The 14198-nt window shown below is 46.9% G+C and carries 11 protein-coding genes; 6 read left to right on the top strand and 5 right to left on the bottom strand.

Translation table 11 applies throughout. The features are described 5' to 3' along the window. Positions 1-255: 255 nt before the first annotated feature. Positions 256-804: a cell division inhibitor SulA gene (locus tag SPEA_RS20985; protein WP_012157188.1), complete on the bottom strand. Its 549-nt coding sequence runs from the start codon at positions 802-804 to the stop codon at positions 256-258. After that, a complete protein-coding gene (gene lexA / locus SPEA_RS20980) occupies positions 801-1421 on the bottom strand; it encodes a transcriptional repressor LexA (protein ID WP_012157187.1) in 621 nt (206 codons plus the stop codon). The genes SPEA_RS20985 and lexA overlap by 4 nt, the downstream gene beginning before the upstream one ends. Positions 1422-1829: 408 nt before the next feature. Here lexA and plsB point away from each other — a divergent pair, with 408 nt between their 5' ends. Further along, the gene (plsB, locus tag SPEA_RS20975; protein ID WP_012157186.1) at positions 1830-4253 is read left to right on the top strand and encodes a glycerol-3-phosphate 1-O-acyltransferase PlsB; all 2424 of its coding nucleotides are present in this window, start codon (positions 1830-1832) and stop codon (positions 4251-4253) included. Beyond that, positions 4253-5509, top strand: a complete 1257-nt coding sequence (mtr, locus tag SPEA_RS20970) for a tryptophan permease (RefSeq protein WP_012157185.1) — start codon at positions 4253-4255, stop codon at positions 5507-5509. The genes plsB and mtr overlap by 1 nt, the downstream gene beginning before the upstream one ends. A 37-nt stretch (positions 5510-5546) precedes the next feature. On the opposite strand, the gene SPEA_RS20965 is transcribed toward mtr, so the two are convergent. After that, the gene (locus SPEA_RS20965) at positions 5547-6575 is read right to left on the bottom strand and encodes an AraC family transcriptional regulator (RefSeq protein WP_012157184.1); all 1029 of its coding nucleotides are present in this window, start codon (positions 6573-6575) and stop codon (positions 5547-5549) included. A gap of 137 nt (positions 6576-6712) precedes the next feature. Here SPEA_RS20965 and SPEA_RS20960 point away from each other — a divergent pair, with 137 nt between their 5' ends. Both SPEA_RS20960 and SPEA_RS20955 read left to right on the top strand, forming a co-directional pair. After that, on the top strand, positions 6713-7060 hold the full coding sequence (locus SPEA_RS20960; protein ID WP_012157183.1) for an MFS transporter: 348 nt from the start codon (positions 6713-6715) through the stop codon (positions 7058-7060). Beyond that, on the top strand, positions 7053-8276 hold the full coding sequence (locus tag SPEA_RS20955; RefSeq protein ID WP_012157182.1) for an HlyD family secretion protein: 1224 nt from the start codon (positions 7053-7055) through the stop codon (positions 8274-8276). The genes SPEA_RS20960 and SPEA_RS20955 overlap by 8 nt, the downstream gene beginning before the upstream one ends. An 83-nt stretch (positions 8277-8359) precedes the next feature. Here the strand turns inward: SPEA_RS20955 and SPEA_RS20950 are convergent, their stop codons facing one another. Continuing rightward, a complete protein-coding gene (locus SPEA_RS20950; protein ID WP_012157181.1) occupies positions 8360-9550 on the bottom strand; it encodes a GGDEF domain-containing protein in 1191 nt (396 codons plus the stop codon). 191 nt (positions 9551-9741) lie between these two features. Between SPEA_RS20950 and SPEA_RS20945 the strand changes: the two genes are divergently transcribed. Together SPEA_RS20945 and SPEA_RS20940 are read left to right on the top strand one after the other, a co-directional pair. Next, on the top strand, positions 9742-10524 hold the full coding sequence (locus tag SPEA_RS20945; RefSeq protein ID WP_012157180.1) for a VOC family protein: 783 nt from the start codon (positions 9742-9744) through the stop codon (positions 10522-10524). Positions 10525-10716: 192 nt separating this feature from the next. Next, positions 10717-10980 carry a hypothetical protein gene (locus SPEA_RS20940; RefSeq protein WP_041411149.1) on the top strand — a complete coding sequence of 88 codons (264 nt, stop codon included), beginning with the start codon at positions 10717-10719 and terminating at the stop codon, positions 10978-10980. A gap of 80 nt (positions 10981-11060) precedes the next feature. Here the strand turns inward: SPEA_RS20940 and SPEA_RS20935 are convergent, their stop codons facing one another. Then, the gene (locus tag SPEA_RS20935; RefSeq protein ID WP_012157179.1) at positions 11061-14198 is read right to left on the bottom strand and encodes an efflux RND transporter permease subunit; all 3138 of its coding nucleotides are present in this window, start codon (positions 14196-14198) and stop codon (positions 11061-11063) included.

Genomic DNA, 14198 nt, shown 5'->3' with positions numbered 1-14198 from the left:
CCTTTGTTTCTTGATCAGGATCTAAAGTTCAGAAACAAAGACCGACGACTAAATCGTTCGGATATAACAAAATATCGTTGTTATCACTTCCTACACTACTTGGTGTTTAAATATTGATCAAGATCACTTTTTGATTCATTTGCTTATTATGAAAATAAATTTTTGGCAATAAAAAAGCTCTCGATTGAGAGCTTTAGCAAAACCAAGAGTCTTTAGCTGAAACTTGGTCGTTAGAAAGAGGGTTAACTGAGTGTATTAATGAATGGCGCCAAATAATGACGCTTGTACAAAACTACAATCCTGAGCGCTTACTGAACTATCGAGTAAATGGCTATTGTTAACTTCAGTAGAGTTTGCATCGGCGCTTTCAATGGCATTTTCGATAATCATGCCTACAGCGCGTGCGCTTTTAGCAACAATCTGTAAGCGTCGGCTATCGCGAGCATCTAACGAATTAGTCCAGGTGATTACTGCGCTTGAGGTGCCACTGGTCAATGCTTTTTCCATTGCCCAAAGTGTTTCAACCTCGTCTTTAGCGTGGACCAGTAAAATCCGGTCCATTCTAACGCCTGCCGCCGCTAACATCTGTTTATAACCAATATTAGGAGGGCTTATCAGTACAATCCAGCGGCCTTGTTGGCTTAGCTGTGAAAGTTGAGCACTAATCTGAGTGAGCTCATCGCGGCCTTGAGTCTTCGTCACCATGCTAGTGATCTCATTGCCCGAGTTTGCACTCATGCTCGTAGACGGTCTGTCTTGCCAAAGCCCCGGGTGACGTGGGCTAACTCCTAATAGTTTGTTCATTGCCAGTCTCCATTGCGGATCACACCAACGGCTAAACCTTCAATACTTAAGCTTTGGTTTGCTAGATCCACCTCAATTGGTGAGTAGTCTTCGTTTTCTGCATGTAAGAAAACTTTGTTGCCTTTCTTCTCGAAACGCTTAACGGTGACATCGTCTTCGACGCGAGCGACAACGATTTGACCATTACGAGCCTGTTCTATTTTATGTACTGCTAACAGATCACCTTCGAGAATACCGATATTCTTCATACTGTCACCACGGACTCTCAGTAGAAAATCAGCCGATGGGCGGAACATAGCTGGGTCGACTTTATAATGCTGCTCAACATGCTCTTGGGCTAAGATTGGTTCACCTGCGGCAACTTGGCCGATGAGTGGTAAGCCTAAATCTGGCTCTTCAGTACTTTCTTGGGTTAACTTAATGCCACGAGACGTGCCCGGCATAATTTCGATACAGCCTTTCTTGGCTAATGCTTTTAGATGCTCTTCGGCAGCATTGGCAGACTTAAACCCTAAACGCCTTGCGATCTCGGCGCGGGTTGGTGGCATACCAGTATCTGCAATATTGCGTTTAATTAGCTCTAAAATTTCTGCTTGGCGTGGTGTAAGTGGTCTCATTATTAACCCTGTCTTTCTATACAGTACCTGTTAGTATATACAGTAATTTAGTGAGTGCAAGTAATAACCAGTTATAACTTTTTTTCGCTGTGTGGGATCCGGTTTCAAATGAAATAAATCCAGCGAGATGAAACTCGTTGCAAAGGGTTTAAATCTGCGATTCATCGGTAATCTTGTCTTATCTAATACCAACGGCTTATTAAGGTGGGTGACTGAAAGTGATAATGAATTTGAAATGAACACGATTTAATCATTGTGTATTGGCTTAAGTTATTAAATTTTAAGCTAAGTCATTGTTCTATAAATGTACAAACCGGATTCGGTACGGTAAGAAGAGAATTGCGCAAACTATTTCAATATCTGCTATTCTAGCGCCTTATTAGAAGCGACTAACATTGCAAATAAATCATGTCCAAACAAGACTCTCTTTGGTTCAAATCTTTACGCTGGTTACAGCGTCAATTAGTTCACACTGTCGTTGTGCCTCACGACCCATTCGACGATCTCAACTTAGATCCGAGTAAACCACTCGCTTATGTCATGAAGACTGAATCTGTCAGTGACATCGCTGCGCTTAGCGAAATGACGGCGAAACTTGGTTTACCAAGCCCTTACGAGGAGCTGGAGGTCAATGGGGTTAAGGCACCACGAGTGGTCTGCCTAGAAGGGAGTAAGCCTCTCTTCGGCCAGCGAGAAGGTGGTGAGCAGTACATAGATTGCTTCAAGAGACTCCTTAGCGTACATAAACAAAATCGCGAATTAGACATTCAATTGGTGCCGGTGAGCCTTTATTGGGGTCGTACCCCTGGTAAAGAAGACGACACTATGCGCGCAGCGGTACTCGAGCGCCAAAACCCAACTTGGTTACGCAAGTGCCTCATGATCTTGTTCTTGGGTCGACATAATTTCGTGCAGTTTTCTAATGCCGTTTCACTGCGTTATATGGCTGATGAGCACGGCACTGATAAGCGTATTGCACAGAAGCTTGCTCGTGTCGCAAGAGTGCACTTTCAGCGCCAACGTAAAGTGATGACTGGGCCTCAGCTGCCTAAGCGTCAGGCACTGTTCCACGCTTTACTTAAATCAGATTCGATTACCAAGGCGATTAAAGAGGAAGCGGCAAGCAAGAAGATCACCGAGGCCGAAGCTCGCGCTAAAGCGATGGAGTACCTTGATGAAGTGGCTGCAGATTACTCCGATAGCCTAGTGCGTATCGCAGAGCGTTTTCTAACGTGGTTGTGGAACAAGCTTTATAAAGGCATCAACATTAAAGGTGCCGAGCAGGTAAGACAGCTGCACCACGACGGACATGAGATTGTCTATGTGCCGTGTCATCGTAGTCATATGGACTACCTGCTACTGTCTTATATTCTTTATTATCAAGGTATGGTACCGCCGCATATCGCAGCGGGTATTAACCTTAATTTCTGGCCTGCGGGTCCTGCGTTCCGCCGTGGTGGTGCTTTCTTTATTCGTCGTAGTTTTGGTGGCAACAAGCTTTACACTGCCGTGTTCCGTGAATATTTAGATCAGCTATTTACCAAAGGCTATTCTGTAGAGTACTTCACAGAAGGTGGCCGTTCGCGTACAGGTCGTCTGCTGGCGCCGAAAACGGGAATGCTCGCTATGACCCTAAACAGTGTGCTGCGTGGTGTTGAACGCCCAGTGACGCTAGTGCCAGTGTATTTAGGCTATGACCATGTAATGGAAGTGGCGACTTACCATAAAGAGTTGAGCGGAAAGAAGAAAAAGAAAGAGTCAGTTTGGCAGGTATTTGGCGCCATTCGTAAGCTAGGCAACTTTGGCCAAGGTTACGTTAACTTCGGTGAGCCGATCACCTTGCATAACTTCTTGAACGAGCAGGCTCCTAGCTGGCGTGAAGATATAGCTAAAGACCCAGACCAAAAGCCTAGCTGGTTAACGCCTGTGGTGAACACATTGGCTAATCGTGTGATGACTAACATCAACGATGCGGCGGCGGTGAGCTCTGTGACCTTAACTAGTATGGTGTTACTCGCTTCTGAGCAAAATGCGCTTGAGCGTTCTCAACTAGAGAAGCAGTTAGACTTGTATCTAACCATATTAAAAGAGCAGCCATATACCGAGTATACGTCTGTGCCAGAAGGTACGGGGCATGACTTGGTTTCTCAAGGTTTAGAGCTTAAAAAGTTGCAGATTGAAAGCGATCCCCTAGGCGATATCATTTCGATTGATCAAAGCATCGCGATCACCATGACTTACTATCGTAATAACATCATCCACCTTATGGTGTTGCCATCTTTGATTGCGGCATGTTTGCTGCGTAAAGAAAATTGCAGCCGTGAAGATGTTATCTGTGTTGTGAATGACTTCTATCCATTGCTTGAAGCCGAATTGTTTATGGGTATTGATGACCCTGCTCAATACGCAAGCCAGATCCTCGACATCTTTGTTGCTCAAGGTCTTGTGGTTGAAGCAGAGCACTTCGAAGTTGTGGAGAGCAAGATTAATCAATTGCTACTGCTTTCTGGCACTATCAGTGAAACCATGCAGCGTTACGCTATCTTGTTTAACTTGCTTGAAGTTAAGCCAAATATGGAGCGTTCAGAGCTTGAAAAAGACAGTCATCGCTTGGCACAAAGATTAGGCGCACTTCACGGTATTACTGCACCAGAGTTTTATGACAAGAAGCTATACGCTACGCTGAGTGTCAAATTAAAAGAGCTAGGTTACCTAGCTGATAATCAAGGGTGCAGCGATATCAAACGTATTAAAGAGAGAGCGAATCTACTGTTACGCTCGTCCGTAAGGCAAACGATTGTAGATAGTGTGCATGCGGAGCAGAATACTTAATGGCAAATCATATGAATGCAGCCAAGAACAAGGTTGCAGGTAAGTCGCTGTTAGGTGGGGCCATGATTATTGCGGGCACAGCTGTCGGCGCAGGCATGTTTTCTCTGCCTGTTGTAGGCGCTGGAATGTGGTTCGGTTACTCGCTATTGATGATGGCTGTTGTGTGGCTTTGTATGTTGGTGTCGGGCCTAATGCTGCTTGAAACTAACCTGCACTTCGAGCCTGGAGCGAGCTTCGACACCTTAACCAAAGCCACTCTAGGCCAGTTCTGGCGTATCGTAAATGGCCTATCGATTGCGTTTGTTCTGTATATTTTGACCTATGCCTATATCAGTGGTGGTGGTTCAATCGTAAATCATAGCCTTGAAGGCTTCGGGATTAACCTGCCTCAAAGCGTTGCCGGATTGGTATTCGCTGGTGTGCTAGCAACTATCGTCATAATCAGTACTAAGGCGGTCGATAGAATTACCACTGTGATGCTGGGTGGTATGATTATTACCTTCTTCCTCGCTGTGGGTAATCTGTTACTCGACGTCGAGTCGGTGAAGCTGTTGAGCCCTGATGGTGAAAACAAGTATCTGCCTTATATGCTAGCGGCGCTGCCTTTTGGTCTAGTGAGCTTTGGCTATCATGGCAATGTGCCCAGCCTAGTTAAATATTACGGTAAAGATCACCGCACCATTATCAAGGCGATAGTGATTGGTACTGGTATCGCATTGGTTATCTATGTCTGCTGGCTTGTTGCAACCATGGGTAATATCTCTAGAACTGGTTTTATTGGTATCATAGAGCAGGGCGGCAATATGGGCGTGCTAGTGAACGCTCTGTCAGGCGTGATAACCAGTGATTGGTTAACGACTATGCTTACTCTGTTTGCTAACCTCGCCGTAGCCTCATCTTTCTTGGGAGTGACTTTAGGTCTATTTGATTATCTGGCGGATCTATTTGGATTTGATGAGTCGCGCTCGGGTCGACTAAAGACTGCAGCGGTGACCTTCTTACCTCCAACATTACTTGGCCTATTATTTCCAAATGGCTTCCTCATAGCTATTGGTTTTGCGGCGCTGGCAGCCACTATCTGGGCAGCAATTGTTCCGGCAATGATGGCTTATAAGGTCAGGGCTATGTATCCAGATAGTACCAGCTATAAAGTACCTGGTGGCAACGCGGTGATCGCCATAGTGATCCTGTTTGGTGTGATTACTGCTGCATGTCACTTATTGGCAATGGCGGATATGCTGCCGCTATACGGTTAGTCGTTAGCTGCGGGCCAATCAAAAACTAAAGCCTCTTTTAAAGAGGCTTTTTGCTATTTAGATTTAGCTTATGCAAATATTGAGTCGGTGTTTGACGACGAAACCGGGTGAATGAGCGACTAAAGCTATGTGAATTGGCATAGCCTAAACGTGTCGCAATCTCAGCCACATTCATCCCCTCCAACATATATTTAATTGCCTGATTACACAGAATATAGCCTGATAGATAGGTAAAGGTGAACCCGAGTTTCTGCAGTCGCCGCTGCAGCTGTTGGCGAGAGATCCCAAACAGCGCAGCCACCGAATCTACGCTGGGTAAACCGTAATAGCGTGAGTAATTCACCATCTCATACAAAACTTTTGGCTGATCTGTTGGTTGCGGCATATTCAGATACTTTTCTAGTTGAGACAGCGGAATCGATGCGGTCAGGGGCTCTGGGATGTAACTGTAATCGTCGGTGGACATAAGCAGGCTGTCGATACCGAGCCACAGCTCAGTTTGTGGCGCATTCCAGGACACTGGGCAATCGAAGAGTTCTTCTGTTTGCTTCTGTTGAACGGGTGGACCGCTGAGTCTGACTTTACGTAGGCTGTAGCTATCGCCAACGTAGTTTTTAATAGCGTTAAATAGGGTAAAAGCCACTCTTAGGGAATCATGAGAACGTGGCTTTCCCTTTACAAAATCATTGCAGTAGCACCACTTTAAGATTTTTCCCGACTGTTGAGCGTAATAGCTAGCGCCAGATTGAAAGCTGCAGATCCCATGATTGATCCGCCTAAATGACATTGCTAGATCGGGGGCACTTAAGAACCAATTCCCAGGGATTTCAAGCCCATCTAGAGTCAGGTAACTCTGGATCTTGACCATAAAATCAGTTTCGCCAGTTATCCGCTCAATCTGTTCAAACCACTTTGACACCTCTGTAAAAGGGATCAGCGTCATCCTATCTTGGAGTACCAGCTTAGGAATGCCTAGGTCATCAGAAGTCACGCCATAATGCGCCTCTACTCCCTCTAATACCGGAGAGATATAGCAAGAGCGAATAAAAGCGGTGTTGAGCAGCATAGTGAATATCCTAACCTTAAAGTGACCTAATTGAATCATAAAGGCGTGATAATTGATACATAAGTGTATTTCATCTTGTGGCGATGAAAAGAAAAGGCAAACTACGCAGCCAAAACACTTTTCTGAGGTTTTTCTCTATGAGTTTGTTCAGTATGCCATTCGTTGATTCAGGGGTTGATACCGCTCTGCATGGCGTAGCTGCGGTGGTAATGGTGCTAACAGTGGCTGCGGCTGCATATGGTTTTTGGAAAGTTCATGAGATGCCGATTAATAAGGCCCACAAGGATCAGCATCATCAGATAGGGCTGATTACCGCGCTCACCTGGATCGGCTTTATTTGGCATTGGGTATGGGTCATTGCGGTTATAGTTGCCTTCGTCGATGGCGAGAAGGCGCTGCGGCAAATACGAGATGTATGGCGCGAGAAAGAGCCGCAAGCGATAGTGAATGAGCCGGCTGTAAAAGAGGAGCAAACCAATGCTTGAAGGCTTAGCAGTATGGGCACTATTTATCTACCTTCTGCGTCTCGTAGGTATGCCTTGGAATGCCTACAGTAAAGCATTTGCTTACCTTGGCGGTACTGGCTGGTTGATGTTTGTCTGGGTGGGTTTACTTAACTATACCCCGATGGATCTGTCGGGTGGCTCTTTGGTGCAATCACCTCACATTCAGTTGCGTCCGGCAAACTCGCAGATCCGAGGTAAGGTAGAGAATATCTATGTGAAGCCTAACCAGAAGGTCGAGGCTGGGCAGCTGATCTATGACTTAGATGCCGAGCCCTATCAAATCGCACTGAATAAGGCGTTGGTGGCGCAGGAAACTGCGAAGGTAAACCTGTCATTGTCTAGAGAAGATGTAAAGCTAGCGCTTAAGCAGCATGAAGTGGCGATAGCCGACGTCAGTATCACCAAGAATCAGCTAAATGCAGCGTCTAAAGACCTCGCTTGGAAGCAGAAGACATTGGCACGTTTTGTTGAGCAGAATCGTGTCGTGCCGGACACTATCACTAAGAGCCAATTAGATGAGCAGCAAACGGCGGTCGATCTGGCTAATGCACAGGTGCAGACCTACTCAACTCAAATTGAGAAGGCGCAGATGGCCGAGCATACGGCGCTGCTGAATATTGAAAAGTCTCGCTTGGCGGTAGAGAGTCGCCAGTCAGATCTCAATAGCGAACATGAAAATGTCGCTCAAGCGCAATGGAACATAGACAACACCAAGATCTATGCGCCAACCGATGGTTACGTGACAAACTTTATCATGCGTGAAGGCCAGTATGTTGGCGTGGCGCCACGTATGCAGATGTACACTAATGAAAAGTACGTGTTGATGCGGGTGAACCATCAGGCTATTCGTAACGTCAAGGTCGGTCAGTTGGCTGAGTTCGCCTCTGCTGTCTATCCCGGCAAAGTATTTAGCGCTGAAGTCGAGGGTATAGTCGAGGCGACAGGAGAGTCACAGGGGCGTTTAGTCGCCTTAGATGACAATGTGAGGCAGACTACCGGGCAGAACCTCAATAATAAGCATCACTTTGTCAGACTTAAACTGACCGAAAGCGGTGATTACGACATTCCTGTCGGCTCAGTTGGACTCGCATGGATCTCTGGCACTAAGCCGATAGAGTTCTTAGCGTTCTTAGATGTGATCCGCGGAATTGTCATCCGAATGAAGTCGCAAATCTACTACTTCTACTCTATTTAGTTATATTTATCCCCCAAGCCATAAGGCTTGGGGGTTTTATTATCAGCCCTAAGTCACCGACTTCTGCAGAAGGCTAGTACTTGCTAGGCAAATACTTGATTACGACCATTGTTTTTTGCCTTGTAGAGGGCCTTGTCGGCACGTTTAAGTGTGTTTTCAAACGAGGTTTCTCCGTGCTGTTCGGCCACCCCGATCGAGATAGTAATATTTACCACAGGGTTTGTTTTGTGGCCCTCATCTCTATTTAATTTGCTCTGATTTTTTCGCCGCTGATTTCGCAGCACGATATTGTATTGACTGATTTTACGTCGGATCTCTTCCAATAGAGGCAATACAGCTTCTATGTTTTTATTGGTGAACACTATGGTGAACTCCTCTCCGCCATAGCGAAATACCTTGCCGCCCCCTTCTACCTTACTGAGTTTCTTTGCTACTAATTGCAACACTTGATCACCAACATCATGGCCATAGGTATCGTTAAACTTTTTAAAGTGATCGATATCGACCATAGCGAGGCAGTAATGCTTATTGAGTGAATGGGCCAAAGTATTGAGAGAGCGACGAGAGGCTAGTCCAGTCAATTCGTCTCTGTAGGCAAGATTATGGCTCCTGACTAAGATAGAGGTTAAGTATGCTAGGGCGAGTATGGTTAGCAATATCGACAGGGGTAACTCATCGGGTAGATAGAAATGAAATAACCAGATGAAGAGTGTAACCATGATAGCGGAGTCGACACCCGTCGCACGCCAAATCGTAAAAATACAAAGTACTATGCATGATATGCCGATAGGGGCATATAAAGAGGTAAGCAGTTTGAGTGTATTGGGTAGCAATCCAGCATCGACAGAGCTGAGGTGAGTAATCACTGCGCTCCAGCCCAAGGTTAAGATAACGCATAGCCCTATCGCGAGAACAGTCTTGAAAAAATATATTGAGAATAGTGCCCTGTCTTTGAACGTGGCAAAGAAAGTAATTATTAAGGTACCAGTCAGGATCACCTGCTCTTGGCTCAGCAATGCCAGCTCCGGGAGCAGCGCTGGGCTTGATTCAAAGTAGTAATACCCAAGCAAGAGTAGCGACAGATAACTTATACGCCAACAATTAAACAGCAGTGCTAGGACTGCGGATATGCCGAGTAAGAAATAGGGCAGCTCATTTATTTTAGGTAGCCAGCCTTGCCATATTGTCGATAGATGCTGGGTGATCACGATATAGAGAAAGGTGATGACAATAGGAATAAACAGATAGCGCAAACTTCGCTCTAATACTGGCACTGCTAATCCTCCTTGATGATGGCTAGATCTAGATTATAGTCCATTAGTCTTAAACCTGAGTCTTATCCTCATCGCGCATACTTAAGGCCTCTTTTTGCAGACGATAGGAGATTTTTTGCGGTGAGTTGGACAGTTGAACTAAATCAGTCTTAACTCAAAGGATTAGGTTGCCGTTAATCATAGGGTTTTAGATGAAAGTTGATCAGTATTTTCAGGGCCAGCCCTGTTGGATAGAGTTAGCCTCTTTGGATATCAATAGCAGCAAGTCGTTCTACAGTGCTTTATTTGGCTGGGAAATTGTCGATATGCCCATTCCTCAAGGCACCTATAGCATGTTGGCTATCGAGGGTGACGATATTGGCGCCATGTATCAACTGCCAGAAGAGATGGTTGCCAACGGCGATACGACGCAGTGGACAGTGTATTTTGCGGTAGAAAATCTAGATGCCTCCTTGGTCGATGTCACTGGAGCGGGTGGAACTTTGTTGATTGGTCCCCATGACGTGGGTGAGGCGGGGCGAATGGCCATAGTTCAAGACCCAGAAGGTGCGAGATTTGCGCTGTGGCAAGCTAAGAATCACATCGGAGCGCAACGCGCAGCTGAAACTCATACATTGTGCTGGGTGGAGCTAGCCTGCCGTAATACAGAGCAGGCAAAGCAGTTTTATCCCCACATTTTTGGCTGGGGGACTCGAGACAGTAACATGGACGGCATGGACTACACCGAGTGGCAAGTGGGCGCGCAAGATATTGGCGGCATGATGGCAATGACCGAGGAATGGTGCGACATGCCAGCTCATTGGATGACCTATTTCACTGTGGATGACTGCGATGCGAAGGCGAAGCTGGTCGAGGAGATTGGAGGCAAGATTTGTGTGCCGCCAACGGATATCCCCAATGTTGGACGTTTTGCGGTGATTAACGACCCTAACGGTGGTTTGTTTTCGATTATAGAGTTGCGTATGACGGCTTAATAAAATCAAGGCCGATTTGGTCTTAAAAAGCACGCCAATTGGCGTGCTTTTTAGTGAGTCGTCCTTCGTTTTTCTTGTGTCAGTTTGTATCTGGCTGTTTTTTATTATGAGTGTGTTTGTTAGTTTGGTTGTTCATACCGAACTGTATACATTTCGAACAAAAATAAAAGGCGTTCAGCCATGGAGTTAATAATGTTGAAAAAATTGAAATGGATTGGATTATCAGTATCCGTAGTGCTTCTATCTGCTTGTGGCTCAACCAGTGAAAACTCCGATGGGGTCGCAACTGCAGAAACAAATAAAAAAAGCAGTGATTACCGTTGTGAGAAAGTAACGGTGACAGGTTCTAGAATGCCAGTTCGTAAATGTACCACGCAAGCGCAAAGGGATAGAGATGAAAGAGAAGCGCAAAGATTGCTGAGCTCAGGCCGTGTAGCGAGCGAGTCGGGTGGTTAACCATATATAGTAAAATCAGTAGGGCAGTTAACGCCCTACTGATTACACATGATAGCTGTACAAGCAGGCTACTGTTCTAGTTAGTCTTTCGTCAATTTTCGTCCGTAAATCAGCAAGTAGATCGCCGGGATCACAAACAGCGATAGGATAGGAGCGGTGACCATGCCGCCCACCATAGGCGCTGCAATCTTCTGCATCACTTCATTACCCGTGCCGCTACCCCACATGATTGGCAATAATCCAAAGAAGATGGTCGCCACTGTCATCGCTTTAGGGCGAATACGCATTACCGCGCCGTGAATAAGGGCTTCGCTCAAGTCACTGCGCTTATTGTATAAGCCTGCAAGTTTTCGATCCCTGATGCTGTTATTCAGATAAACCTGCATCACTACGCCGAACTCGGCTGCCACGCCCGCCAGCGCGATCATCCCCACAGATACGGCAACGGAGAAGTCAAAGTTCAGAAAGTAGAGTAACCAAGCGCTACCTACCAGTGAGAAAGGTAGGCTTAGCATGATCACCGATGCCTGGATAAATGAGCTAAAGGTCATCATGAGTAACATGAAGATAACCGCTAGCATTAACGGCACCACTAGCTGCATCTTAGCTTCTACCCGCTGCATATACTCATATTGGCCGGCAAAGCTATAGCTGTAGCGCGGTGGCAAGCTGATCTGCTCATCTAGTGCGGCTCTTGCGCTAGTGATGTACTCACCGATAGAGATATCTTTCAAATCGACAAATACCCAGCTGATCAAGCGGCCGTTTTCACTGGCTAGCATAGGTGCGCCATCGCTGATGCTAATGCTAGCAAGGTTACCTAAAGGCAGGTATTTACCAGTTTTTGTGAGTACCGGTAGATCTTCGAGTTTCTCAATACTGTCGCGTAATTCTCTCGGGTAACGGATATTGATAGGGTAGCGCTCTTGGCCTTGAATCGATTGCCCCACCTGCATGCCGCCAATTGCCATCTGCACCACGTCTTGAATGTCCTTGAGCGTCATTCCATAACGGGCGGCATTCTTAAGGTCGGGCTCGATATCAATATAACGGCCGCCACTGGTGCGTTGAGCGAAGGCGGACTCTGTCCCCGGTAGCTTACTGACTACCGCTTCTATCTCAGTCCCTATGCGTTGCAGCTCCTCAATATCTGCGCCGGATATCTTTATACCCACAGGGGTTCTTACCCCAGTAGAGAGCATATCGATACGGGTCTTGATCGGTTGTACCCAAGCATTGGTCATTCCCGGCACTTTTACGGTTCTTTGTAGCTCCGCGATGATGCCTTCTAGTGTCATACCTTCGCGCCAAGTGTCCCTTGGGTTAAGCATGATAGTGGTCTCTAGCATAGTTAATGGCGCGGGGTCGGTTGCTGTCATGGCGCGGCCGACCTTACCAAATACTCGCTTCACTTCAGGCACGGTTTTTATCAATCTATCGGTTTGCTGCAAGATCTCGGCCGCCTTACCAGCACTGACGCTCGGTAGGGTTGTTGGCATATAGAGCAGATCCCCCTCTTCAAGCTCGGGCATAAATTCGCTGCCCATCTTGGTCATAGGGTAAACTGCGCTTGCAAGTGTCACTATTGCTAGCAAGATAGTGATCTTGGGAAAGCGTAACACCAGACGTAGCGTGGGCTCGTAAATCGCAATTAAGAAGCGGCTAATGGGGTTTTTACGCTCATCGGGGATCTTACCGCGAACGAAATAGCCCATTAATACCGGGATCAGTGTGATGGCTAATATTGCACTCGCCGCCATGGCAAAGGTCTTGGTATAGGCTAGCGGATGGAATAGGCGTCCCTCTTGCGCTTCTAGGGCAAAAACGGGCACAAAACTCAGTGTGATAATCAGCAAACTGAAAAACAGTGCCGGCCCCACCTCAACCGATGACTTGCGTACCAGCTCCCAGTGCGCTTCGCCCGTAGGTGTGGCACCGTTATGTTGTTCTCGATAGTGCTCTAAGTGTTTATGGGTGTTCTCGACCATCACAATGGCGGCGTCGACTACGGCACCAATGGCGATGGCAATACCACCTAGGCTCATGATATTGGCGTTGACCCCAATCATGTTCATTACGATAAAGCTGATGAGAATCGAGATCGGCAGCGAGATGATGGCCACTAATGTCGAGCGAGCATGAAGCAGGAAGATAAGGCAGATCACTGCGACCACAAGCATCTCCTCAAGCACCTTGTGCTTGAGGTTGTCTACCGAATTGAGAATGAGCTCAGAGCGATCGTAAGTGATCACTAATTCAACCCCGTCGGGTAGACCGTTTTCTATCTCTTTGAGTTTCTGCTTCACATTGTTGATGGTGGCAAGGGCATTCTCGCCGTAGCGCATAACCACGATACCACCAACCACTTCGCCTTCGCCGTTAAGCTCGGCAATACCACGGCGTGCGGCAGGGCCTGTACGCAGTTGTGCCACATCCTTCATCAATACCGGCGTGCCAGACTCTGACACTATACCCAGTGGGATCTCCTCAAAGTCAGCCAAAGTCTGGCGGTAACCGCTGGAGGTGATCATATACTCGGCTTCAGCCATCTCGATAACCGAGCCGCCAGTAGAGCTGTTAGAGTTATCTAAGGCATTTTTTACCGTCATCAAATCAATCTGGTACAGCGCCAACTTATGAGGATCGACGATGATCTGATAAGACTGTTCCATGCCGCCAATAGTGGCCACCTCTGACACACCTTCAACGCTTTGCAATTCCAGTTTTAAAAACCAATCCTGCAACGAGCGTAGTTGGGCTAAGTCATGTTTACCCTTACGGTCGACTAAGGCATATTGGAACACCCAGCCCACCCCAGATGCGTCAGGACCTAAGGTTGGCGTGACGCTATCGGGGAGTTGGCCTTGAGTCTGGGAAAGGTATTCTAATACCCGCGAGCGCGCCCAATAGATGTCGGTGCCATCTTCAAAAATAATGTAGACGTAGGAGTCACCAAACATGGAGAAACCACGTACGGTTTGCGCACCCGGTACCGCCAGCATGGCGGTGGATAAGGGATAGGTTATCTGATCTTCCACCAACTGCGGCGCCTGCCCTGGGTAGGAAGTCTTGACGATAACCTGTACATCAGACAGATCCGGCAGTGCATCCAGTGGCGTCATGCGCATCGCTTGATAGCCGATTAAGGCGATCACCGCAGTAAGCACTAACACCATCGCCCGCTGTTTAATCGAGGCACTGATAATTTTTTCTAACAT

It is taken from the genome of Shewanella pealeana ATCC 700345, from assembly GCF_000018285.1.
Classification (GTDB): domain Bacteria; phylum Pseudomonadota; class Gammaproteobacteria; order Enterobacterales; family Shewanellaceae; genus Shewanella; species Shewanella pealeana.
This window is presented reverse-complemented; position numbering and strand designations above follow the sequence as displayed.